At 68.7% G+C, this 21,551-nt stretch carries 20 protein-coding genes; 13 read left to right on the plus strand and 7 right to left on the minus strand.

Features of this window, described 5'->3' with window-relative positions; translation table 11 throughout:
- Position 1: 1 nt before the first annotated feature.
- A complete protein-coding gene (hemW, locus tag BRX43_RS00325) occupies positions 2–1,141 on the minus strand; it encodes a radical SAM family heme chaperone HemW (RefSeq protein ID WP_125992828.1) in 1,140 nt (379 codons plus the stop codon).
- A gap of 82 nt (positions 1,142–1,223) precedes the next feature.
- Between hemW and BRX43_RS00330 the strand changes: the two genes are divergently transcribed.
- Positions 1,224–1,769, plus strand: a complete 546-nt coding sequence (locus BRX43_RS00330; RefSeq protein WP_125992829.1) for a CAP domain-containing protein — start codon at positions 1,224–1,226, stop codon at positions 1,767–1,769.
- A 137-nt stretch (positions 1,770–1,906) separates the two neighbouring features.
- A complete protein-coding gene (locus tag BRX43_RS00335) occupies positions 1,907–3,019 on the plus strand; it encodes a hypothetical protein (RefSeq protein ID WP_125992830.1) in 1,113 nt (370 codons plus the stop codon).
- 9 nt (positions 3,020–3,028) lie between these two features.
- Here the strand turns inward: BRX43_RS00335 and BRX43_RS00340 are convergent, their stop codons facing one another.
- Positions 3,029–3,418 (minus strand): MerR family transcriptional regulator, encoded by a 390-nt coding sequence (locus BRX43_RS00340; protein WP_125992831.1) that lies wholly within the window; start codon positions 3,416–3,418, stop codon positions 3,029–3,031.
- Between the two features lie 68 nt (positions 3,419–3,486).
- Between BRX43_RS00340 and BRX43_RS00345 the strand changes: the two genes are divergently transcribed.
- Positions 3,487–4,239 (plus strand): glutaredoxin, encoded by a 753-nt coding sequence (locus BRX43_RS00345; RefSeq protein ID WP_125992832.1) that lies wholly within the window; start codon positions 3,487–3,489, stop codon positions 4,237–4,239.
- Positions 4,240–4,263: 24 nt separating this feature from the next.
- Positions 4,264–5,115 (plus strand): hypothetical protein, encoded by an 852-nt coding sequence (locus tag BRX43_RS00350; RefSeq protein WP_125992833.1) that lies wholly within the window; start codon positions 4,264–4,266, stop codon positions 5,113–5,115.
- Positions 5,116–5,319: 204 nt separating this feature from the next.
- Here BRX43_RS00350 and BRX43_RS00355 read toward each other — a convergent pair whose 3' ends face one another.
- Complete coding sequence (locus BRX43_RS00355) at positions 5,320–7,590, minus strand: CDC48 family AAA ATPase (protein WP_125992834.1); 2,271 nt, start codon at positions 7,588–7,590, stop codon at positions 5,320–5,322.
- A gap of 250 nt (positions 7,591–7,840) precedes the next feature.
- Here BRX43_RS00355 and BRX43_RS00360 point away from each other — a divergent pair, with 250 nt between their 5' ends.
- The 3 genes from BRX43_RS00360 (at position 7,841) to BRX43_RS00370 (ending at position 11,661) form a co-directional block, all read left to right on the plus strand.
- A complete protein-coding gene (locus BRX43_RS00360; protein WP_125992835.1) occupies positions 7,841–8,725 on the plus strand; it encodes a LysR substrate-binding domain-containing protein in 885 nt (294 codons plus the stop codon).
- A 390-nt stretch (positions 8,726–9,115) separates the two neighbouring features.
- The gene (locus BRX43_RS00365; RefSeq protein WP_125992836.1) at positions 9,116–11,068 is read left to right on the plus strand and encodes a CocE/NonD family hydrolase; all 1,953 of its coding nucleotides are present in this window, start codon (positions 9,116–9,118) and stop codon (positions 11,066–11,068) included.
- Positions 11,069–11,175: 107 nt separating this feature from the next.
- Positions 11,176–11,661: a PilZ domain-containing protein gene (locus tag BRX43_RS00370; protein ID WP_125992837.1), complete on the plus strand. Its 486-nt coding sequence runs from the start codon at positions 11,176–11,178 to the stop codon at positions 11,659–11,661.
- A 171-nt stretch (positions 11,662–11,832) separates the two neighbouring features.
- Here BRX43_RS00370 and BRX43_RS00375 read toward each other — a convergent pair whose 3' ends face one another.
- Entirely contained in the window at positions 11,833–12,303 is a 471-nt protein-coding gene (locus tag BRX43_RS00375; protein WP_125992838.1) for a TIGR02281 family clan AA aspartic protease, read from the minus strand.
- Between the two features lie 274 nt (positions 12,304–12,577).
- On the opposite strand from BRX43_RS00375, the gene xrtV reads away from it, so the two are divergent.
- Together xrtV and epsI are read left to right on the plus strand one after the other, a co-directional pair.
- Positions 12,578–13,561, plus strand: coding sequence for an exosortase V (xrtV, locus tag BRX43_RS00380; RefSeq protein ID WP_206433053.1), 984 nt, complete (start codon positions 12,578–12,580; stop codon positions 13,559–13,561).
- On the plus strand, positions 13,558–14,313 hold the full coding sequence (gene epsI / locus BRX43_RS00385) for an exosortase-associated protein EpsI, V-type (RefSeq protein ID WP_125992840.1): 756 nt from the start codon (positions 13,558–13,560) through the stop codon (positions 14,311–14,313). The genes xrtV and epsI overlap by 4 nt, the downstream gene beginning before the upstream one ends.
- Positions 14,314–14,360: 47 nt before the next feature.
- Here epsI and BRX43_RS00390 read toward each other — a convergent pair whose 3' ends face one another.
- Positions 14,361–14,603 (minus strand): XrtV sorting system accessory protein, encoded by a 243-nt coding sequence (locus BRX43_RS00390; protein WP_125992841.1) that lies wholly within the window; start codon positions 14,601–14,603, stop codon positions 14,361–14,363.
- Positions 14,604–14,709: 106 nt separating this feature from the next.
- On the opposite strand from BRX43_RS00390, the gene BRX43_RS00395 reads away from it, so the two are divergent.
- A complete protein-coding gene (locus BRX43_RS00395) occupies positions 14,710–15,549 on the plus strand; it encodes an EpsD family peptidyl-prolyl cis-trans isomerase (protein ID WP_125992842.1) in 840 nt (279 codons plus the stop codon).
- A 56-nt stretch (positions 15,550–15,605) separates the two neighbouring features.
- Here BRX43_RS00395 and BRX43_RS00400 read toward each other — a convergent pair whose 3' ends face one another.
- Both BRX43_RS00400 and BRX43_RS00405 read right to left on the minus strand, forming a co-directional pair.
- On the minus strand, positions 15,606–16,349 hold the full coding sequence (locus BRX43_RS00400) for a WecB/TagA/CpsF family glycosyltransferase (protein ID WP_125992843.1): 744 nt from the start codon (positions 16,347–16,349) through the stop codon (positions 15,606–15,608).
- On the minus strand, positions 16,346–17,914 hold the full coding sequence (locus BRX43_RS00405) for a tetratricopeptide repeat protein (RefSeq protein WP_164523481.1): 1,569 nt from the start codon (positions 17,912–17,914) through the stop codon (positions 16,346–16,348). The genes BRX43_RS00400 and BRX43_RS00405 overlap by 4 nt, the downstream gene beginning before the upstream one ends.
- 189 nt (positions 17,915–18,103) lie before the next feature.
- Here BRX43_RS00405 and BRX43_RS00410 point away from each other — a divergent pair, with 189 nt between their 5' ends.
- From BRX43_RS00410 to BRX43_RS00420, 3 genes are read left to right on the plus strand one after another with little or no spacing between them, the layout of a single operon-like run.
- The gene (locus BRX43_RS00410; RefSeq protein WP_241214685.1) at positions 18,104–18,724 is read left to right on the plus strand and encodes a polysaccharide biosynthesis/export family protein; all 621 of its coding nucleotides are present in this window, start codon (positions 18,104–18,106) and stop codon (positions 18,722–18,724) included.
- Complete coding sequence (locus BRX43_RS00415) at positions 18,721–20,037, plus strand: hypothetical protein (protein WP_125992845.1); 1,317 nt, start codon at positions 18,721–18,723, stop codon at positions 20,035–20,037. The genes BRX43_RS00410 and BRX43_RS00415 overlap by 4 nt, the downstream gene beginning before the upstream one ends.
- On the plus strand, positions 20,034–21,551 hold the full coding sequence (locus BRX43_RS00420; protein WP_125992846.1) for a Wzz/FepE/Etk N-terminal domain-containing protein: 1,518 nt from the start codon (positions 20,034–20,036) through the stop codon (positions 21,549–21,551). The genes BRX43_RS00415 and BRX43_RS00420 overlap by 4 nt, the downstream gene beginning before the upstream one ends.

The raw sequence follows: 21,551 nt of genomic DNA on the forward strand, positions 1-21,551 counted from the left end.
CTCAGCCGTCGCTGACCAGCTCGGTCAGGATCGCGTCGAGCAGCAGCGCGCCCGCTTCGGTCACGCGCAACCGGCCGGGTTCCGTCGCCACCAGTCCCTGGGTCGAGAGACGCGCCACCGCGCGCGTATCGATCGGCGCGGTGCCGCCGGCCAGCGCCGCGACCCGCGCCGTGTCGATCCCCTCGCGCAGGCGGAGGCCCATGACCAGCGCCTCGGTCGCGCGTTCGTGCGGGGTGAGCGGGGTCTCGCTCTGCGCGCCATGGCCGTTGCGGGCGACCGCGTTCAGGAAATTCTCCGGCTTCTTGTGCCGCACCGTCGCCAGCCCGCCGCGCCGGCCATGCGCGCCCGGCCCGACGCCGGCATAATCGCCGTACCGCCAATAGGTCAGGTTGTGGCGGCTCTCCGCGCCGGGGCGGGCGTGATTGGATGTCTCATAGGCGGGCAGGCCGGCGGCGGCGGTCATGGCGCGGGTCGCCTCGAACAGGTCGGCGGCGGTGTCGCCATCGGGGATCACCAGCCGCCCCGCCTGCGCCTCGGTCGCGAAGCGCGTGCCCGGCTCGATGGTCAATTGGTAGAGCGACAGATGCTCGGTGCCGAGCGCGATGCCGCGCGTCAGCTCCGCCTCCCAATCCGCGAGGCGATGGCCGGGCCGGGCATAGATCAGGTCGACGCTGACCCGCGCGAAGGCGGATTGCGCCGTCTCCACCGCGCGCAGCCCCTCCGCCACGCCATGCGCGCGGCCCAGGAAGCGGAGCGCCTCGTCGTCCAGCGCCTGGAGACCGAGCGACACGCGATTGACCCCGGCGGCGGCGATGTCGGCGAAGCGGGCGGCTTCGACCGAGGAGGGATTGGCTTCCAGCGTGATCTCGACATCCGGTGCGAAGCCCCAATGCCGCTCCGCCGCCGCCAGCACGGCGGCGACCGTGGCGGGCGGCATCAGCGAGGGCGTCCCGCCGCCAAAGAAGATCGATCCGATCCGCCGCCCCGGCAGCGCCTGCGCCTCATAAGCCAGGTCGGCGAGCAGCGCGTCCTGCCACGCCGCCTCGTCCACGCTCGCGCGGACATGGCTGTTGAAGTCGCAATAGGGGCATTTCGAGACGCAGAAAGGCCAATGGACATAGAGGGCGAGGTCGTCGGACATCGTATACGTTCGGAAAATGTTCATCTTGCACCGCTATGGGGCCGCCAGGAGGCTGGGGGAAGTCGTGCGTTCGCATTTGATCATGTCGGGGCTCGCATGGGCGAGCCTGGATTTCGCCATCGCTCCGGCCGCCCGGGCGGCGGAGCCGCCGCCGCCCGCCCCGGTTCAGCCGGTCGCGCCATCGGCGGATGATCCCCTGCGCGGCACGATGCTGGCGATGCACAATGCGACCCGGGCGCGGGTCGGCGTGCCGCCGCTCGCCTGGGACGCGACGCTCGCCGGCGCGGCGCGAAGCTATGCCGAGGATATGGCCCGAACCGATGTCTTCCGCCACTCGCCGCCGTCGATGCGGCGGGGGCAGGGCGAGAATCTGTGGGTCGGATCGCGCGGAGCCTATGACCATGCCGCGATGGCGGCGGCCTGGACGGACGAGGCGCGGCTGTTCGTGAACCATCCCACGCCGCAGTTCAGCATCACCGGCCGTTGGCAGGATGTCGGCCATTACAGCCAGATCGTCTGGCGCTCGACCACCGCGCTCGGCTGCGCGATGGCGAGCAGCGCCTCCTTCGACTATGTCGTCTGCCGCTATGGCCCGGCGGGCAATGTGATCGGTCGGACCGCATTCTGACGGTCAGACACGCGTGACGGCCGGGAATCGTGTCCATTGTGAACCTACCACCTATCCGAACTGGTGCCATCGCGCCGGAAACCATAGAGTGAGATTATACCGTTACGCTTGACGGACCGCTGCATGGAGATAGGCCGATGATCCTGTTGCTGCTGCTCGCTCAGGTCCAGGCGCCCGCCATCGTGGTTCAGGGCGAACGCCTGTCCCAGGCGCTCCGGCAATGCGAGGCAGGCCAGTGTACGGTGCGCCGGGATGCGCAGGTCTCCATCGCTTCGGCCGAGACGCTGTTTCGCGACGGGGAATATTTGAAGGCCAAGCTGTTGCTGACGCGCGCCATCGATCGCAATCGGCGGCATGAGGCGACCAGCCCCAAGCTCGTCTCCTCGCTCTACGAAGCCTATGCCACCGTCTCGCTGCATGAGGGCGACGAGAGTGGCTTCCGTCGCGGCACCCGGCAACAGGTCCGGATATTGCGCGATCATCTGCCCGCCGATGATCCGGCGGTGATCGCAAAGATAACGGCGCTCAGCGACATGTGGCTGAAGCTGCGCGACTATCGACAGGCGAAGCTGTCCTACCAGGCGGCCGAGCAGCAGGCGGAGCGCGCCGGTCAGGCGGAGATGGCCGCCGTCGCCGCGATCCGGGTGGCGTGGCTGACCGCGACCATGGGCCGTCGCGCGGCCGCACGGGCGATGCTGGACGCGATCGCCGCGCGTCCCGCCGCCAGGACCGGCGATCTGCCGGACGTGATCCGGGTCATGCGCTTCCGGATCGACGCGGCCAGCCTGAGCGACGAAGAGATGCTGCGACGGTCGAAGAGCATCGGCGCAGGCTATCGCAAGACGCCCTTGCTGGTGGTCAATCCCGCCTATGATTTCACGGACCTCGCCACCGTGAACAATGCGGCCAGCCGGTTTCAACTGGTGACCCCGATCCCGGTCCTGTCGAGTGATGTCAGCAGCGTGCAATGGGTGGATGTCGGCTTCTGGATCCGGCCGGATGGGCGGACCGATGAAGTCGAAATCCTGCGTGGCATGCGGGCGGAATCCTGGGCGCGATCGATTGTCCGCCAGGTGGAAGGGCGGGTCTATAGCAGCTTCGCGCCGGCACCGGGTGAAAAGGGGGCGTCCGGCATGTACCGGGTCGAACGCGTGACCTTGCGGCAGCGCTATCAAGTGCCGACGGGCAGCCTGATTGCGCGCCGTGTTCCGATCGGCGGTGTCGAGACGCTGGATCTGACCGCCGCCTGACCCTTGGCGTCAGTCGAAGGCGGTGAGGATCGGGCAGGGGCCGTCCTCGCTCACCGCACAGGCCTTCGCCAATCGGCGCAGCGCGGCGCGGGCGGCCTCCAGTTCGGCGATCCGTCGATCGAGCGCGGCGAGGCGGTCGGCGGCCAGCGCGCGGGCCTGGGGGCGGTCGTGCGTCGCGTCCAGGCGCAGGAGTTCGCCGATCTCCTCCAGCGTGAACCCCGCCGCCTGCGCCGAGCGGATGAAGCGTAAGGCCCGCAGATGCGCCGCATCATAACGACGCATGCCCTGGGTCAGGCCTGCGCCGATCCGCGCTGGCGTGCCGATCAGGCCGCGACGCTGATAGAAGCGGATGGTCTCCACCCCCAGCCCGGCGGCGCGGGCGAGTTCGCCGATGGTCATGCTTGACTCCGTACCGTGGTACGTACCCCATATGATGGCGGTGACAGTGCCAGCCAAGGACCGGATCGATGCCCGCCACGCCGAATGATCCCCCCGTCGCCACCCTCTATCGCATGGTGATGCCGACCCATGTCTGTCCGTTCGGGCTGAAGGCGCGCGCCCTGCTGCGCCGCAGGGGCTATGCGGTCGACGACCATTGGCTGACCAGCCGGGCCGAGCAGGAGGCCTTCAAGGCGCGCCACGACGTGAAGACGACGCCGCAAATCTTCATCGATGGCCGGCGGATCGGCGGCTATGACGATCTGCGTCGGCATTTCGGCCTGACGGTGCGTGATCCGAACGCCACCAGCTATCGCCCGGTGCTGGCGGTGTTCGCGGTGGCGGCGCTGATCGCGCTGGCGATCAACGGCCTGACCGGCGCGCCGCCGATCGGCCTGCTCGGCGCCGAACGGTTCGTCGCGGTGACGATGATGCTGCTGGCGATGCTGAAGCTCCAGGATGTCGAGCGGTTCGCGACCATGTTCCTCGGCTATGACCTGCTGGCGCGGCGCTGGCTGTCCTATGGCTATGTCTATCCGCTGCTGGAACTGGGCGCGGGGGCGCTGATGCTGGCGCGGCTATGGCCCTGGCTGTCGATCCCGGTGGCGTTGGCGATCGGTGGGGTCGGCGCGGTGTCGGTGGTGAAGGCGGTCTATATCGACGCGCGCGAATTGAAATGCGCCTGTGTCGGTGGCAGCGGCAATGTCCCGCTGGGATTCGTCTCGCTGACCGAGAATGTCATGATGGTGGCGATGGCGTTGTGGATGGTGACGGCGCTGTGATAGCGTCACGCCATCCACTGGGTCTTGGGGAAGGTTCGGATGCTGATGGCGGCGGCACTGGCTCTGGCGGCGGCAAGTGCGGTGGGACCATGTCCGGTCCCGCCCGGCGCGGAGGCCCTGTGGCGACCCTCGATACGCTATCTGCTGATCGGGGAGATTCATGGCACGGCGGAGACGCCGGCCGCCTTCGCCGATCTGGTCTGCGCGGCGGCGCGGAGCGGCCGGCCGGTCACGGTCGCGGTGGAATATTCGTCGGATGATCAGCCGGTGGTCGATGCCTTCCTCGCCTCCAATGGCGATGCCGAGGCACGGGCGGCGTTGCTGACCCTGCCGATCTGGCATGATACGTGGCAGGACGGGCGCAGCAGTACCGCCTTCCTCGCCCTGTTCGAGCGGTTGCGGGTCCTGAAGCAGGCGGGACTGATCCGCGGCGTCGTCTGCAGCGATGTCGGCAAGGATAAGCCCCGGGGAATCGCCCGCGACGCGATCATGGCGCGCAATTGGCGGGCGGTTCCACTCGGCCCCGACGGATTGCTGATCGCATTGGCGGGCAATGTTCACATGATGCGCAAGCCGGTGGAGCGGCCGGGGATGACGATCCACACGGCGGGTTCGCTGATGCCACGCGGCGCGACGATGACGGTCGATGTCGGCTATAATGGCGGCACGAGTTGGACGTGTGAGCAGGACGGTTGCGGCAGTCATTCAGGTGGCCGTGCCGAGGCGGCGAAGCCGGGACTGGTGCCGACGGCCGATCCGGATGCGCGGTTCGATGCCGTGCTGGAGCTTGGCACGCCGGTCCATGCGGCTTTGCCGGCGCTGCCGGAACGGCGCATGTTCAAACCGATGACGGGGCCTGTCCGTATCGGCGAGTGAGCGAAAGCACGGCGGTGGAGCAAGCGCTCCGTGCCCCTCACCCCGCAATGGGACCGCAAGGGGATGGCCCAGCCCCGCATCACTGCTACCGCTCTGGCCCGCTTCGGTCGCGAGGTCGCGGCGGCGGCCAAGCGGCCGGCATAGCGCCGGACCAATCCCCGTGCCCGGCCATGGCCGGGGCACGGGGAGGTCTCGACGGTCCGATCATCCCGCCCGGTCGGGAAAGGCGAAGCCGATCGGCTGGATCGCGGCGGCATCCTGCTTCAGCCGGGCGGCGATCTGTTCGTAATCGCGCTCCATCTCCGGCGTCACGCTGGCGCGGCTCTCGGTCAGGGCCTGCTCGAAGTCGCTCATGTCGACCTGATGCGCACCGATCGATCGACGCAGCGCCACCAGTCCGGCACGGCGCACCACATCGCCCAGATCCGCGCCGGTGAACCGGTCGGTCCGCCGTGCCACCACGTCCAGGTCCACATCCGCCGCCAGCGGCATCTTCTGGGTCTGGATGTCGAGGATGCGGCGTCGACCCGCTTCGCTCGGCACGCCGACATAGATCAGTTCGTCGAACCGTCCCGGCCGCAGCAGCGCCGGATCGATCAGGTTCGGCCGGTTGGTCGCACCGATCACCACCACCGACTGGAGCTCCTCCAGCCCGTCCATTTCCGCCAGGATGGTGTTGACCACGCGTTCGGTCACCTGCGGCTCGCCCAATCCGCCGCCGCGCGCCGGCACCAGCGAATCAAGTTCGTCGATGAAGATCACGGTCGGCGCGACCTGGCGGGCGCGGGCGAACAGGCGGGTGATCTGCTGCTCGCTCTCGCCATACCATTTGGACAGGAGGTCGGAGGACTTGGTGGCGATGAAGTTCGCCTGCGCCTCGCGCGCCACCGCCTTGGCGAGTAGGGTCTTGCCGGTGCCGGGCGGGCCGTAGAGCAGGAAGCCCTTGGCCGCGCGGATGCCGATGCGGCGGAACGCGTCCGGGTCCTTCAACGGCAGCTCGACGCCTTCCTTCAGTCGTTCCTGCGCCGCGTCGAGGCCGCCGACATCCTCCCAGCGGGTGGTCGGCGCCTGCACCATCACTTCGCGCATCGCCGAGGGCTGGACGCGCTTCAGCGCCTCCAGGAAATCCTCGCGAGTGACCGACAGGGTGTCGAGCACCTCGGCGGGGATGGTCCGCTCCTCCAGGTTGAGCCGGGGCATGATCCGGCGCACCGCCTCGATCGCCGCCTCGCGCGCCAGCGCCGCCAGATCCGCGCCGACGAACCCGAAGGTGGTGCGCGCCAGCTCGTCCAGGTCGACCTTGTCGCCCAGCGGCATGCCGCGCGCATGGATGCCCAGGATCTCGCGCCGGCCGCGCTCGTCGGGCACGCCGACGATGATCTCGCGGTCGAAGCGGCCGGGCCGGCGCAACGCCTCGTCGATCGCCTCGGGCCGGTTGGTCGCGGCGATCACCACCAGATTGGCGCGCGCCTCCAGCCCGTCCATCAGCGTCAAAAGCTGCGCAACCAGCCGCTTTTCCGCCTCGCCCTGCACCTGACCGCGCTTGGGCGCGATCGAGTCGATTTCGTCGATGAAGACGATCGAGGGTGCGGCCTTGCTCGCTTCCTCGAAGATCTCGCGCAGGCGCGATTCGGATTCGCCATAGGCGGACCCCATGATCTCGGGGCCGTTGATCAGGAAGAACTGCGCATCCGATTCATTGGCGACGGCGCGGGCCAGCCGCGTCTTGCCGGTGCCCGGCGGCCCATGGAGCAGCACGCCCTTGGGCGGCTCGACGCCCAGCCGCTCGAACAGCTCGGGATAGCGGAGAGGCAGCTCGACCATCTCGCGCAACTGGTCGATCGTCGACGCCATGCCGCCGATATCGTCATAGGTGACGTCGGCGCGGCGGGTCTGTTGCGGCTCCTGATATTCGGGGCGCAGCTCGATCTCGGTATGCTCGTCGATATGGACGACCCCCTTGGGACTGGCCGACACCACGACGAGGCGGATTTCCTGGAGCGCATAGGCCGGCGCGTTCATGAACTGCTGCACGCCCGGCGGCATGTTGCCGACCCGCTGGTGGCCGGCGGTCGCGACCACATCGCCCTGGCAGAAGGGGCGGCCGATAAAGGTGCGCTTCAGCGCCTGGGACGAGCCCTGCAACCGCAGATTCTGCTGCGCCGGGGCGAAGACGACGCGGGTCGCCGGCTTCGACTCGATCTTGCGGACCTCGACGAAATCGCCCGAGCCGACGCCGGCATTGGCGCGTTGCAGGCCGTCGATGCGCAACAGCTCCAGCCCCTCATCCTCGGGGTAGGGGCCGACCGCGCGGGCGGGGGTCGACTGCTTGCCGACGATCTCGATGACGTCGCCTTCGCCCACCCCCAGCGTCGCCATCAGCGAGCGCGGCAGGTGCGCCAGACCGCGGCCCGAATCCTCGGGGCGGCTGTTGGCGACCTGGATCCTGCGCGCGGGGGTCTCACTATCGGCCATCATCATCCTTTCACGCGCCATTTTGCGGGGCAAGCGCGCAAGGTAGGAAGCCGGTTCCACCCCTGCGAGAGGGCGTGGACGCAAAAAAAGAGCCGCGTCGGACGACACGGCTCGTGAAAGTTTTTAGGAGAGGATGCCTGAAAGGCACCGTCTTTTTGCGCTGCGACCGTCCATGTTGCAAGTGCGAAAAGAGACGGTAGAATTGCAAAATCGGCAATCGTTGGTATCGGTAACGGAATAAGAGAGGGTTATGCGCAGGTTGCCACCACTCGGGTCGATCGAGGCCTTCGTCCAGGTCGCACGCCTGGGCTCGATCAAGGCCGCCGCCGAGGAACTGGCGCTGTCCGCGCCCGCGCTCAGCCGGCGTGTCCAGTCGCTGGAACGCTTCCTTTCCAAGCCGCTGTTCGCGCGCCGTCACCAGGCGATGGTGCTGAACGAGGATGGCGAGCGGCTGCTGATCCAGATCGCGCCGGTGCTCGACCAATTGTCCGATGCGGTCGAGGCGATGACGGCGGGCAAGGAGCTGGTGCGGCTGCGGCTGGGCGTGCTGCCGCTGTTCGCGGCGCAGCGGCTGTTCCCGAAGCTGGGCGAGTTGCGCCGGGCGCATCCCGAATTGCATCTCGACATCGACACGGCCGGGCACGGCGTATCGCGGCTGGGCGAGGGGCTGGACGCAGTGGTGGCGCTGGCGCGCGACATCGATCCGGCGCTCTATTCCAAGCTGCTCGACCGCAATTCGGTCTATGTCATCGGCCAGCGCGCTTTGCTGGAGGGGCCGCGCCCGCTCACCCATCCCCGCCAGCTCGAATCGATGACGGCCCTGCTGCACCGCGAAATGCCCGACACCATGGGGGCGTGGAGCGTGGCGGCGGGGCTGGGCGTCATCAAGCCGCAGGCGATCGACCTGTTCGATTCGGGCGGGCTGATGCTGGAGGCGGCGGCGCAGGGACTGGGCGTCGCCTTCATGCATGCCAGCCACTATAACCATGCCAATGATCCCCGGCTGGTGCGGCTGTTCCCGGAGATCGAGGTGACCAGCCCGTACAGCCACTGGTTCGTCTGCCGCCCGCGCGCCTTCCAGACCAAGCCGGTGCGGCTGTTCCACGACTGGATGTTCGCGAACCTGGCGGAATAGGGCGGGAATGACCGATGCGGCTCGCCGCTATGCGGCGGGCGACTATGGCTCGGGGCTGGATCGCCGGGACATGATCTTGCGGTTTTGAGGGGCTTGGCCCTTTCTGTTCCCCGGCGAAGGCCGGGGCCCAGTTGGGGGACGCCGGTGATAACGCGCAGCGCTTCGTTACGTCTGCCTTTCCACCTGGGCCCCGGCCTTCGCCGGGGAACAGGATATCGGGCGGATACGATGCTCGATCGCGCGCTTCCCGTCGTCGTATGCGGGATCGGATTCCGGGCACCACTCCGATCGGCTAATGAGATTTTATCACATCATCCGCGACACCCCATTGCCACGGGTCCCGGTGCCCGGCACAGATAGGGCATAATGTCTTCCCAAAGGGACGGTTCGATGCGCTTTCGTTCGCTGCTTTGCCTCTCCACCATCCTGATCGCTGCCGCCGCGCCGGCGCAGCAGTCGCCCGCGACCGGCCAGGGCGGCGCGATCGGCTGGCCCGCCCATGGCGACATCCCCGCGAAGTTCACGCCGCCGACCGATCGCTACGACTATGTGAAGCGCGAGGTGATGATCCCGATGCGCGACGGGGTGAAGCTGCACACCGTCATCGTCATCCCCAAGGGCGCGACCGACGCGCCGATCCTCCTGACCCGCACCCCCTATAATGCCAGCGGCCGGGCGTCGCGCGCTGACAGCCCGTCGATGCTCGCCACGCTGCCGCAGGGCGACGAGGTCTTCGTCCGCCACGGCTATATCCGCGTGTTCCAGGACATTCGCGGCAAATACGGGTCGGAGGGCGAATATGTCGTCACCCGGCCGGTGGTCGGCCCGCTCAACCCGACCAAGGTGGATCACACCACCGACGCCTATGACACGATCGACTGGCTGGTGAACAAGGCCAACCTGCCCGAATCGAACGGGCGCGTCGGCATGGTCGGCTCTTCCTATGAGGGGTTCACCGTGGCGATGGCGCTGCTCCACCCGCATCCCGCGCTGAAGGCCGCTGCGCCCGAAAGCCCGATGATCGACGGCTGGATGGGCGACGACTGGTTCCACTATGGCGCCTTCCGCCAGGCCAATATCGGCTGGATCGGGTCGCAGACCGGCTACAAGGGCGCGGGCGAGGAGCCGCCGTCGGGCATCTATGACGACTATACCCAGTTCCTGCGCGCCGGGTCGGCCGGCGATTGGGCGAAGCGGTCGGGGTACGACCAGCTTCCCTTCTGGGACCGGTTCGTCTCGCATCCCGCCTATGACGCCTATTGGCAGGGCCAAGCGCTCGACAAGCTGCTCGCCGCCAATCCCTCCGACGTCCCGACCATGTGGGAGCAGGGGCTGTGGGACCAGGAGGACATGTACGGCACCATCACCGCCTGGGAGGCGCTGAAGGCCAAGGGCAAGCTGGGCAACAACTTCCTGGTCATGGGGCCGTGGCGGCACAGCCAGGCCAATTACGACGGCTCGTCCTTGGGCGACTTCAAGTGGAACGGCGATACCGCGACGGAGTGGCGCGAGAAATATCTCTTCCCCTTCTTCGACCAGTATCTGCGCGACGGCCAGCCGCGCTTCACGCCGCCGCAGGCGCTGATCTACAATACCGGCGAGAACCACTGGGACAAGCTGGCCAACTGGCCGCTGGCCTGCGAGTCGAGCTGCGAGGCGCCGCTCAAGCCGCTCTATCTCCAGGCCAATGGCGGGCTGGGCTTCGAGCCGGCGGCCTCGGGCGGCGATTCCTATGTCTCCGATCCCGCCAAGCCGGTGCCGCATCTGCCGCGCCCGGTGAATTTCGGCGATGGCCGTTGGGGCGCGTGGCTGGTCAGCGACCAGCGCGGCGTCGACGGGCGGACCGACGTGATGACCTATCAGACCCCGGTGCTGACCCAGCCGCTGCGGGTCTCGGGCGCGCCGTTCGCCGAAGTCTTCGCCAAGACGACGGGCACGGACGGCGACTTCGTGGTCAAGCTGATCGACGTCTATCCCGACGAGGTGCCGACCGATCCCAAGAAGGGCGGCTATGAACTGCCGATCAGCCTCGACATCTTCCGCGGCCGCTATCGCGACAGCTTCGCCAAGCCGTCGCCGATCCCCGCCAACAAGGTCCAGCGCTATCGCTTCCGCCTGCCGACGGTGAACCATGTGTTCCAGCCGGGGCACCGGATCATGGTGCAGGTGCAGTCGTCGCTCTTCCCGCTCTACGACCGCAATCCGCAGACCTATGTCCCCAATATCTTCCTGGCCAAGCCGGCCGACTATAAGGCGGCGACGGTGACGATCCAGCACGGCGCGGGCGGGGCAAGCGCGGTGTGGCTGCCGGTGGTGCCGGTCGCGCAGCCGACCCTGCCCTGATGCAAGGAGTCCGGCGGTCCTGGTTACCGCCGGATTTACCTTTGCGCTTTACGGCGCCCTAACCAGCCTGCGGCTAATGCTGCAGGCCTAGTAGGAAAGGGCGTGCGATGGCACTGACCGCGAAACTGTACCGCGAAGACGATAACCGGGCCGCCGAACGGCATGAGGTCCATCTCGACGCGACGTTGCGCGGGCAGGACCAGCGGCCGCTGGACGTGGTGGTCGACCAATTGTCGGTCACCGGCTTCCGCATGTCCTGCGCGGACTATTTGCCGATCGGCGCGTCGGTGTCGCTCGGCATCGCCGGGATCGGCCGGCAGAGCGCGCAGGTCGTGCGCCGCGCGGGCGATCGCTATGGCTGCCGGTTCGACGTGCCGCTCGCCTCGCATCCGCTGGCGCTGCAAGCCTCGCCGAGCACGGTGGTCGCGGCCGCGTTCGGCCCGCCGGAGATGATCCGCTACGCCGCCGACGAGACGCCGCCGCTCGACGCCTTCGAGCAGAGCGTGCGCAAGTTCCGGGGCGTCATCATCCTGACCGGCCTGGCCCTGCCATGGATCGCGGTCGTCGCGGCCGGTCGGTTGCTGTTCGGCTGAGGGCAGGGCGACCGCCCGACCGATCCGCCCGGACCGCGCCCCGGATCGGAGGCGTGGAGGGACTCGCAGAGATAACCTGCCCCGCCTCCAGGGCATGATGGTCCGGCGGTCATGGCGACACGCCTTCGCTTGAATCACTGGCGTGTTTGCAGTCGCACACCGATCGGCGGCTCAGCGAAGCTCCAGTCGATCGCCGCGCAGCGTCACTGATTCGATCTGTCCCAGCACATTCTGTCCCAGCAGCGAGCTGGGCGCGCCCGGTGCGATCACCGCGCGGACCGGGCCCAGGCGGCGGCCGGCGATCACCAGCGCCTCGATCCGCGCCTCGACCATCGCCGAGTCGCCGACGGCCGTGCGCAGACGTTGGCCCGTATCGGCCAGGGGATGCGCGCCGATCCGCCTGGCATCCCGCGGCGTCAGCACGACGACGTTCGCTCCGGTGTCGACGACGAAGCGCACCGCCGTGCCATTGGCCGCTATGGTGAGGCGGAACAGCCCATCGCGATCCTGCGCGACCCGCACGGCCGGCATGGCCTGGGATGGCGCCTGCCCCCTCGACGCCACGCCGCCGGCCGGGGATATCCCACCCGCCAGCGCGGCGGCGACCAAGGGAATCAGGCGCAGGGGAATGGGCAGCGGCATGACCCGACCATGCGTGACCGGCCGTAAAGGAAGCGGTCGGTATCATGGTTACCCATTGATGAAGATTGATTTGATCCCTGCCGGAACGGGACAGGCCGGGCACGGGCCGGCCATTGCCAAGGTGCGGCCGCGACCTTAGAGATCGACCCCCAAGGGGAAGGATGGCGACGCCGGTGGGCAGTGGGCAGGACAGCATCCCGCCCGATCGATCGCGCCGGCGCTTCCGGATCATAATGACGCCCTTAACTTTTGCTGGGTCATGATTGCCGGGATTATGAATCTGAGTTCGTCGCCACACGCCATGCCGGTCACCCCCGTCGACGACGGGGACGCCGCGCCCGCCCCGACCGCCACAGGCCAGCGCGCCACGCCCGTCCGGCAGAATCCGGACCTGCTCGCCTTTGCGACGCTGGTCTGGAACCGCTTCCGCCGCAATCCGATCTTCTGGCTCGGGATCATCGCGCTGGTCGCGCCGACGCTGTACGATGTCGCGTCGCGCGGCTGGGGCACCGATCAGGCTGCTCATGCGCCGATCGTCTTCGCCACCGCGATCTGGATCTTCGCCCGCAGCGCCCGCCGCGCCGCGATCGTCGCGGTGCCGCCCAAGGCCTGGGCGGCGGCGCTGGCGCTGGCGCCGCCGCTGCTCCTCTATATCGCCGCGCGCGTGACCGGGCTGATGGAGGTGCGCGGGCTTGCCGCCTATCTGGCGGTGGTCGCGGTGCTCTATGCGGTTGGCGGCGCGCGCACGCTGGGCGTGCTGTGGTTCCCGATCCTCTACTCGATCTTCCTGATCCCGATCCCCGACACCTTCGTCGACATCGCGACCCAGCCGGTGAAGCTCGGCATCTCCAAGGCGGTGGTCGGGCTGCTCTCGAACCTCGGCCTGCCGGTCGCGACCTCGGGCGTCAGCATCTATATCGGCCAGTTCGAGCTGCTGATCGCCGCCGCCTGCGCCGGGCTCAACTCGCTGATCAGCCTGACCGCGATCGGCAGCTTCTACGTCTATCTCCGCCACAATGCGAGCTGGCGCTATACGCTGCTGCTGATCATGATGATCTTCCCGATCGCGGTCTTCGCCAATTTCCTGCGCGTGATGATCCTGGTGCTGCTCACCTATTATGCGGGTGAAGCGGTGGCGCAGGGCTTCCTGCACGAAGCGGCCGGCCTGTTCATGTTCGTGGTGTCGGTGCTCACCATCTTCCTGATCGACAAGGTATTGACGATGATCGGCACCCGCATGGGCTGGATGACCGCATGAGCAGCGTCGCCACGCCGCCCTTCGATCCCGCCGTCGCACGACCGGAGTCCGCGCCCAATGCGGTGCCGGTGCGCGAGGGCGACCCGATCTCGCGCCGCAAGATGATGATCGGCCTGGCGCTGGGCGCGACGGTCGCGGTGTCGGAGCTCTACGTTCCCCGGCGCAGCGTGGCGCGCATGACCGACAAGTCGTTCGCCGCGCTCTTCCCCGACAAGGTGGGGCCCTGGACCTATGTCACCGCGTCGGGCCTGGTGCTGCCGCCGCAGGACCAGTTGTCGCGCTTCCTCTACGAGCAGCTGCTGACCCGCATCTATGCGGAGGATAACGGTCCGCAGGTGATGATGGTGCTGGCCTATAGCAGCGTGCAGGAAGGACGGCTCCAGGTCCACCGGCCGGAGGTCTGCTATCCGGCGGCCGGCTTCACCATCCTCGACAATGAGTCGATGGCGATCCCGATCAACCCGTCCTTCGCGATCCATGGCCGTTTCCTGGTCGCGGATCGCGGCGCGCGGCGGGAATATGTCTTCTACTGGACGCGCGTCGGGCCGAACATGCCGATCCGCTGGTTCGACCAGCGGCTGTTCATGGCGAAGGCCAATTTGCAGGGCTATATCCCCGACGGCCTGCTCGCCCGCGTCTCGGTCATCGCCGAGGATCGCGAGGAAGCGGTCGCGGCGCTGACGCATTTCGTCCAGACGATGGTGAAGACGGTCGGCCCCGCCGGTCGCAAGATGCTGATCGGCCCGCATTGATCGGCGGCCGGCCGCCCGGGGCGACGGGCCGGCCGGTCGCGCCTGGATCAGGCGCGGGCGAAGGGCTTCAGGAAATACCAGGTATAGGCGAGGGCGGCGACGAAGACGAGAACGGCGAAGATGTCGTAACCGTTATTGCCTAGCCAATTGGTCACCGCACAGCCCAGCGCCGGGGCGATATAATGATACATGGAATCCTGGGATTCTTCTGGTCCGATCGAGCGCTGGAGCAGCAGCACGACCAGGCCCGCGAAGAACGCCACCGTAACCCAATCGTAGATAGTCTGCATCTAGGCGTTCCTTCCAAATCGTCGAATCGGCCTGTACAGGCATTGCAGTAAGATTTTCTAGGCTTCGTCCCGGTTAGTGGACGATGGTGGGGAGTGGAAGAAGGTTATGCGTTCCAAAATGATCACGGTCGCGCTGCTGGCGACGGCCGCCGTCTCGATCTCCGGGTGCAAGCGCGCCGCGACCGGCCAGGTCGTGGCGGTGGTGAATGGCGAGGAAGTCTCGCTGTCCGAACTGAACAGCGAGCTGCAGAACGCCCCCCAGGGCGGCGACAAGACCGCGCTGCGCGCCGCCGCGCTCCAGAACCTGATCAACCGCAAGCTGATGGTGCAGCAGGCGCATGATCGCGGCATCGACAAGGATCCCGAATTCCTCCAGCGCCAGCGCCGGATGAACGACGAGCTGATGATCTCGATGCTCGGCAACCAGGTGACGAAGAACGTGCCGGTGCCCAGCCAGACCGATATCGACGCCTATATCGCCGCGCATCCCGACATGTTCGCCAGCCGCACCATCTACCCGGCCGACCAGATCGTCTTCGCCCAGCCCGAGGACGCGTCGCGCCTGAAGGCGCTGGAGGCCGACCATACGCTCGACGCGGTGGCCGCGCGCCTGACCCAGATGGGCATCCAGTTCGCCCGCCAGAAGGGCCAGCTCGACACCGCCGCGACGCCGCCGGAGCTGCTGGCGCAGATCAAGCGCCTGCCCGCCGGGGAGCCGTTCGTGCTCGCCGCCAATGGCCGCGTGATCGTCAGCGTCCTGGGCGCGCCGCAGGTCCAGCCGATCAACGGCGACCAGGCGAGTCGCATCGCCGCCGAGGCGATCCGCCGCCAGGCCGTGTCGGACATCGCCAAGAAGCAGGTCGAGCAGGCCCGTGCCTCCGCGAAGATCGAATACCAGCCGGGCTTCGCCCCCGCCGATGCCAAGGGCGGCGCGGCGAAGAAGTAAGCTTCGCCCGCGACGACAGGAAAGGGGCGTGCCGCGCGGCGCGCCCCTTTTTTCGTTCAGCCGCGCGCCCGATGGCGACGCGCGAGCAGGAAGATGCGGGGCCCCTCGACCAGATAGCGCCGCCACATCCGGCGCGGATTGCCGAGCAGCCGGTGCGCCCATTCCAGATGCAGGCGCTGCATGAGGTCCGGCGCGCGGGTCTGCTCGCCGACCACGAATTCGATCGCCGCGCCGACGCACAGGCCGATGCCGGTCGCGCCCGGCTGTGCGGCGATGCGGGCGGCGAGCAGCTCCTGCTGCGGCGAGCCGACCGACAGGAACAGGAAGCGTGCGCGCGTCCCGGCGGCGAACCGCGCGGCGGCCTCCAGCGCCGCGGCATTGCGGCGCAGCCCCATGGGCGGCGCATGATGGACGATGTCGAGCGTCGGATAGCGCGTCCGCAACCGCTCGGCCGTCTCCGCCCGGCCGCCGATGATCGCGACCCGGTCGCCCGGCCGGCACAGCCGCTCCAGGATCATGGCGGTCAGGTCGCTGCCGGGCGCGACCGGCAGGGTGATCCCCTGCCGCCGGGCGAGGGCGGCGAGGATGCGGCTGTCGCACACGCACCATTCCGCCCCGCGATAGGCGGCCCAGACCGCGTCGCCATCGGGCATCGGGTCGTGCAGCCGGACGACATGGTCGACATTGGGAGTGACCAGATAGGCGAAGCGGGCCTCGGCCGGGCGCTGGCCGAACCGCTCGAGCAGGTCGTCCAGCGTCAGCGGATCATAATCCACGCCGATGAAGCGGGTCCGGGTCATGGTGTCGAATCTCCGTCGTCGGATAGGGGCGCGGAATAGTCGGGCGAACCGGTCGTCTCCTCCGGCGGTGGCGGCGGGACCGATACGGCCTGCCCGTGCAGCCGGGCGAGGATGGCGGTGCTCCGCGCCGTGCAGGGTCCGTCGCCCCCGGCGCGGCACAGGCGCTGTCGCGTCGCCCAGGCGGAAGCGGACATCGGATTGCGCAAGGTGAAGGCGCGGGCCAGCGACAAGGCCTCGTCCAGTCGGTCGCGCTGGGCCAGCATCGTCGCATAGAGCCGCAGCATCGTCGAATCGTCCATCGCCGCCCGCGCGCCATCGGCCAGCGTCCGGTCCGCCAGCAGCGTGTCGCCCTGCGCGCGGTAGATGCGGGCGAGCAGCGCATAGGCATAGGGCGATTCGGGATCGTCGCGCATGATCACGCGCGCGTCGCGAAGCGCGGCATTCGTGTCCCCCCCCGCCAGGGCGGCGGTGGCGCGGGCGGTCAGGGCCATGGGCCGGTCCTCATCGAACGCCAGCACCGCATTGGCCAGACGGGTGGCGTTCGCCGCATCACCCGATCCGGCAAGCGCGGCCGCCAGCGCACCCTGCGCATCGGTGGTGGCGGCGGTCGGCGCCTGTCCGGCATAGGTGGCCAGCAGCCGTCGCGCGGTGGCCCAATCCTCCCGCCGGACCGCATATTCGGCGACCGCGAGCATCAGCGCGGGCGAGGGGGCGGAACCCCGCGTCAGCGCCGCCGCCAGCCGGGCCGGCGCGACGTCGGTGTCGGCGAGCATCGCCACGGTGGCGTCGCGCAACGCGTCGTCGGCATCGGACGTGTAGAGCGTGGCCAGCGTCGTGGCGGCGGCGTCGTCCTGTCCCAGCAGCACCTGCACCCGCGCCAGCGCGATCTGCGCGTCGCGATCGGTCGCGCGCGCGTCCGCTTCGCGGCGGGCGACGCCCAGCAGCGCGCGGCTGTCGTAGCCGCGCTGGTAGAGCGAGGCGAGCTGTCGGCGCAGGTCGGGGCTGCCGCCGCCTTGCGTGAAGATCGGGGCGATCAGCGCCACCGCCTGCTTCAGGTCGCCGCGCTGCTCGGCGATGCGGCTGGCCAGCACGCGCACCACCTCCTGGTCGGGCTGCTCGGAGAGCAGCGCCTTGCTCATCTGTTCCGCCGCGTCGAGCCGACCGCGCCGCAGGGCCACCGTCGCGCGCACCAGCCGGCCGTTCAGGCTGCCAGGGTCGATGGCGAGCAACTGGTCGGCATAGCGACCCGCATCGTCCAGCGCGTTGCTGGCGAGCGACAGCTGCGCCAGCGCATCGATCGCCTCGCGGTTCGATCGATCCTGGTCGAGCGCGGCGCGGAACGAGGCGAAGGCGCCGCTGTAATTGCCGAGCTGGATCTGGTTGCGCGCGCGCGCGATCCACAGGTCGGGCGAATTGTCGCGCAGTTGCACCGCCTTGTCGAACTGGATCTGCGCCCCGCGATAATCGCCCATCGCGGCAAGCTGTTGCGCCTGGGCCTGGGCGGCGGCGGCGCGTTCGTTGGCGGACTGGCATGCCGCCAGCGCCAGTGTGAGCGCCAGCAGCACCGCCGTGGCCCGCCGCCGCCCCGGGCGGGGCGAGCGCGGCCATAGCGCTGAATTCTTACCGAAAGCTGCCAGATCGCGCATATGTCCCTATCCGGGCCATGTCAGCCCAATCCACCGTCCCATATGGCTTTTCCCCGGTCGAGCGGGTAAGGCAAGCCCGTACCGGTACAAGCGTCGAAGGGGATCGCGATGAGGATGGTGATGTTGCGGGCGTCGGGCGCGCTCGTGCTGGCGCTTGCGTCGACCACGGGCGGCACGGCGGCGCTGGCGCAAGCGGGCAAGACCGCGTCCGCGCCGAGCGGCACGGCGGCTCCCTATCGGATAAATCCGGGCGACGAGCTGGAAGTCTATGTCTGGGGCGAGGATCGCCTGCGCCGCGTGGTCAAGGTGCTGCCCGACGGCAGCTTCTCCTATCCGCTGGTCGGCCGGGTCGAGGCGGCGGGCAAGCTGCCGAGCGAGCTGGAGCAGGTGATCACCCGCGGGCTCGCCAGCCAGTTCCGCGAGCAGGTGCCCCAGGTGACCGTATCGATCACCGCGCCCAGCGGCTTCAGCTTCTCGGTGATGGGCAAGGTGCGCTCGCCCGGCACCTTCGCGCCGGGCAAATATGTCAACGTGCTGGAGGCGATCGGCCTTGCCGGCGGTCCCAGCGAGTTCGCGCAGACCAACGACGTGGTGATCATGCGCAAGCAGGGCGGCGGCCTGACCCCGATCCGCCTGCGGTTGACCGACGCGCTGCGCGGCAATCCCAGCCAGCGCGATCTGGCGGGCCTGCCCGTGCTCCAGGCCGGCGACACGGTCGTCGTTCCGTGATTCGTCGGTCCTTCTGGCTGGTCGCCGCCACCGGCGCGGCGGTCGCGCCGCTCGGCGTCGCCGCACAGGTCCGGACGGTGCCCGCGCTGACCGTGGCGGGCGGCGTGGGTTATGACAGCAATCCGTTCCTGGGGGCCGGCGGCGCGAAGGGCAGCGCCTCGACGACCTTGAACGTCATGCCGTCGATCACCTTCGTGGACGGCGTCGATCGGGCGGTGATCGCGGGGTCGTACAACCGCCAGGACTTCTTCACCCGCTACGGCAGCAACAACGGCTATCAGGCCTCGGCGAACGGCCACAAGCAGTTCGACGCGCGCACCGGCATCGACGTGGCCGCCAGCTATGACAGCTCGGTCCTGGGCGGCGCGGGCAATTTCGCGCCGATCGGCCAGGTCGTGCCGGTCACGGGTGGCGCGGTCGGTTCGGGTATCGGTTCGGGCGCGGGCGGCTCGGGCAGCCTGCCGGTGGTGTCGGCCCCGATCGGCACCGCGCCGGTGGTGACGATCCCGGTGGATGGCGATATCGGCCTGATCGGCCTGCGCCAGCGGCGCAAGACGCTCTCCACCTCCGCGAGCGCTTCCTATCTCCTCAGCGAGCGGACCAGCCTCTTCGGCGGCGTCAACGCCTCGCGCTCGACCTATCCGGGGGCGCAGCGTCAGTCGATCCTGCTCGGCAATTTCACGCAATATGGCGCGAATGCCGGGTTCAGCCGCTCGATCGACGAGCTGTCGTCGGTGGGCGTGCAGCTGTCGGCCTCGTTCGTCGATTACGATCGCGGCTTCTCCTCTTCCTTCTTCACGCCGCGCCTGACCTACAACCGCACGCTGTCACCGCGCTGGACGCTCAACGCGGCGGTCGGCGGCGCGATCGTGCACGACCGGATCAGCGGCACGTCGGTGACGGTATCGGCGGAAGGCACGCTATGCCGGACCTTTTCGGAACGCGGCAATTTCTGTGCCTTCGCCTCGCGCGAGCCGAGCGTGACCGGCTTTGGCGGCGTCCGGACCCAGACCACGGCCGGCGCCACATTGGGCTATCGATTGAGCGAGGTGTCGACCGTCTCGGCGTCGGCGCGGTACAATCATGTGGCCAACGGCACGCCGGCCCTGTCGGAGGGGTTGCTGCCGGCCAATCAGGACTTCACCTCGGTCGACGGCAGCTACCAGCGTCAGCTGGGGCGCCATCTGTCGGCACTGGCCTCGGCCGGCTATCGCCATATCTCCAGTGGCTTTCGAACCGCCAGTGGCAGCACCGGCGGTGACAGCGTCTTCGGGCGGCTGGGTCTCACCGTATCCTTGGGCGGGCAACGATGAACGACGCATATTCGGGTTATTCCGCCGACACCGACGGCAGCGAGGGCGGCGGCGACCTGATCGCCTATCTGCCCTCCATCCTGTGGCAGCGGCGGTGGTGGATCATCGTGCCGACCGTGCTGTGCACGATCGTCGGTCTGGCGGCGGCGGTGCTGCTGCCCGCGCGCTACCGATCGTCCGCGACCTTGCTGGTCGAATCGCCCGAACTGCCCGCGCAGCTGGTCGGACAGCAGCAGAACACCAGCCTGATCGACCAGCGCATCGCCAAGATCCGCCAGCAGGTGCTCAGCCGGCCGGACCTGATCGAGTTGATCGAGAACAACAATCTCTATCCCGACGAACGCGCGTCCAAGCCGCTGTCCGAGGTCATCGACAAGATGCGCAAGGCGACCAATCTGTCGCCGGTCAGCGCCGATATCCAGACCGGCCCCGGCGGCACGAACACGATCGCCTTCAGCCTGACCTTCGACTATCCGGACCCGCAAAAGGCCCAGGTCGTCGCGCAGGACTTCGTCGAGCGGCTGGTGAAGCTGGATGCGGCCCAGACCTCGCAGGCGGCGACCGGCACGGTCGAGTTCCTGCAGGACCAGGCGAACGGGCTGGTCGGCCAGATCAACGCGATCGAGCGGCAGATCGAGGCGATCAAGGCCGCCAACGGCATGGCCCTGTCGACCGGCGGCATGATGATGCTGGGCGGCGGTGCGGGCGGCGGCTATCAGGCGCAGATCGCGGGGTTGCAGCGGGAGAATGCGCAGCTCCAGGCGCAGTTGAAGCTGCAGGCCAACGCCACCGACCGCGATCCCTCGGTGCAGGCGGCGGAAGCGCAGCTGGCCGCGGCGCAGGCGGTCTATTCGGATACCCATCCCGACGTGCTGGCGGCGCGGCAGCGGCTGGCCGAGGCGCGCAAGTTCGCGGCCGCCAATGTCGCCCGGTCGAACACCGACTCGGCGATCCGCAGCCAGATCGCCTCCAATGCGGCGGCGATCAGCAGCCTCCAGGCGGCGATGAGCAACGATACGGCGCGCACCTCCGCGCTCGCCAATGCGCAGGCCAAGGCACCGGCGGTCAACGAGCAGATCGCCCAGCTCCAGGCCAAGGCGGACGGGCTGCGCACCAACTACCAGACGGTGCAGACCAATCTGATCAACGCGCGCGGCAGCGCCCGGATCACCGAGCAGCAACGCGGCGAACGGTTGAGCGTGATCGATCCCCCGGTCGCGCCCGACCGGCCGACCTGGCCCAACCGCCCGTTGCTGGCGCTGGGCGGCATCGTCGCCGGCGCGGCGCTCGGCCTGGGCATCGCCCTGGTGCTGGAGTTCATCATGCGGCCGATCCGCGGCGTCGCCTCGCTCCAGTCGGTGACGGGCGAGCCGCCGATGGTCATCATCCCGCAGATCGCCGGCCGGCGTCCCGCGCCGGGCATGGACGGGGATGATTCGGACTCGACCCAGTCGAAGCGTCGCTGGTTCCGCCGGCGCAAGCGGGCGGCCGACCCGGCCGTCATGGCCGGCTAA

Origin of the sequence: Sphingomonas sp. S-NIH.Pt15_0812, from assembly GCF_003951315.1 — a bacterium.
GTDB lineage: Bacteria > Pseudomonadota > Alphaproteobacteria > Sphingomonadales > Sphingomonadaceae > Sphingomonas.

What these genes read in the sequence shown, in the direction of transcription:
- hemW (WP_125992828.1), bottom strand. Translation starts at nt 1,141, where the DNA reads ATGTCCGACGACCTCGCCCTCTATGTCCATTGGCCTTTCTGCGTCTCG.
- BRX43_RS00330 (WP_125992829.1), top strand. Translation starts at nt 1,224, where the DNA reads ATGTCGGGGCTCGCATGGGCGAGCCTGGATTTCGCCATCGCTCCGGCC.
- BRX43_RS00335 (WP_125992830.1), top strand. Translation starts at nt 1,907, where the DNA reads ATGATCCTGTTGCTGCTGCTCGCTCAGGTCCAGGCGCCCGCCATCGTG.
- BRX43_RS00340 (WP_125992831.1), bottom strand. Translation starts at nt 3,418, where the DNA reads ATGACCATCGGCGAACTCGCCCGCGCCGCCGGGCTGGGGGTGGAGACC.
- BRX43_RS00345 (WP_125992832.1), top strand. Translation starts at nt 3,487, where the DNA reads ATGCCCGCCACGCCGAATGATCCCCCCGTCGCCACCCTCTATCGCATG.
- BRX43_RS00355 (WP_125992834.1), bottom strand. Translation starts at nt 7,590, where the DNA reads ATGGCCGATAGTGAGACCCCCGCGCGCAGGATCCAGGTCGCCAACAGC.
- BRX43_RS00360 (WP_125992835.1), top strand. Translation starts at nt 7,841, where the DNA reads ATGCGCAGGTTGCCACCACTCGGGTCGATCGAGGCCTTCGTCCAGGTC.
- BRX43_RS00365 (WP_125992836.1), top strand. Translation starts at nt 9,116, where the DNA reads ATGCGCTTTCGTTCGCTGCTTTGCCTCTCCACCATCCTGATCGCTGCC.
- BRX43_RS00370 (WP_125992837.1), top strand. Translation starts at nt 11,176, where the DNA reads ATGGCACTGACCGCGAAACTGTACCGCGAAGACGATAACCGGGCCGCC.
- BRX43_RS00375 (WP_125992838.1), bottom strand. Translation starts at nt 12,303, where the DNA reads ATGCCGCTGCCCATTCCCCTGCGCCTGATTCCCTTGGTCGCCGCCGCG.
- xrtV (WP_206433053.1), top strand. Translation starts at nt 12,578, where the DNA reads ATGAATCTGAGTTCGTCGCCACACGCCATGCCGGTCACCCCCGTCGAC.
- epsI (WP_125992840.1), top strand. Translation starts at nt 13,558, where the DNA reads ATGAGCAGCGTCGCCACGCCGCCCTTCGATCCCGCCGTCGCACGACCG.
- BRX43_RS00390 (WP_125992841.1), bottom strand. Translation starts at nt 14,603, where the DNA reads ATGCAGACTATCTACGATTGGGTTACGGTGGCGTTCTTCGCGGGCCTG.
- BRX43_RS00395 (WP_125992842.1), top strand. Translation starts at nt 14,710, where the DNA reads ATGCGTTCCAAAATGATCACGGTCGCGCTGCTGGCGACGGCCGCCGTC.
- BRX43_RS00400 (WP_125992843.1), bottom strand. Translation starts at nt 16,349, where the DNA reads ATGACCCGGACCCGCTTCATCGGCGTGGATTATGATCCGCTGACGCTG.
- BRX43_RS00410 (WP_241214685.1), top strand. Translation starts at nt 18,104, where the DNA reads ATGAGGATGGTGATGTTGCGGGCGTCGGGCGCGCTCGTGCTGGCGCTT.
- BRX43_RS00420 (WP_125992846.1), top strand. Translation starts at nt 20,034, where the DNA reads ATGAACGACGCATATTCGGGTTATTCCGCCGACACCGACGGCAGCGAG.